Here is a 675-nt window from a genome sequence, read left to right on the forward strand (position 1 = left end):
GCGGCCGGATCAGTTCGCCGCTGGCGCGCTGTTCCAGCGCTTGTGCGATCCAGCCCATGCCGCGGCCGAGTGCGAACAGGCCGAAAGCGGCGCCGACCGGCAATTGCAGATGACGGCGCAGCGCCACCAGCGCAAAGTCCAGCGACGGATGCTGGCCGATCAGGTTGCGGGCAGCGGCGATGATGTCGCGCCAGGCGGGATGATGCGGCAGTACTTCCGCCAGCAAGGCGTTGGCGCGTACGTCGCCGTCGGGATAGAGATGGTGGCCGAAGCCGGGCAAGTCGTCGCCGCGCGCCAGGCGTCGTTGCAGTCCGGCGGCGATGTCGGCTTTTCCATTCGCATCGATTTCATCCAGCAAGGCTTCCACGCGCGCCGTGGCGCCGCCGTGCTTGCCGCCGGTGAGTGCCGCCAGTCCGGCGATCACCGAGGCGCGCAGGCTGGTGCCGGTGGACGCCACGCAGCGTGCGGTGAAACTCGAGGCGTTCAGTTCGTGATCGGCGCACAGCACCAGCGCCATGCGCACCAATGCGGCGCCGTGCGCATCCAGCTTCCACGCTTTGGCGCATTGTTCATGGATGGGCGCCGGCGACGGTCGCGTGCCGAGCAGGCTGGCGGCGAGCAGGCGCATCAGCGCGCCGCTGCCTTCGGCGGCGCCGACAAGGCGCGCCTGATCGT

The 675-nt window shown here is 69.6% G+C and carries 1 protein-coding gene; it reads right to left on the reverse strand.

The genetic code is table 11. The annotated features are described in order from the left end of the window. Positions 1 to 675: citrate synthase (locus tag HLUSI_RS0117995; RefSeq protein WP_016835273.1), on the reverse strand; the 675-nt coding region annotated here is incomplete at both ends.

This window comes from Herbaspirillum lusitanum P6-12 (assembly GCF_000256565.1).
In the GTDB taxonomy this organism is placed as follows: Bacteria; Pseudomonadota; Gammaproteobacteria; order Burkholderiales; family Burkholderiaceae_D; genus Herbaspirillum; species Herbaspirillum lusitanum.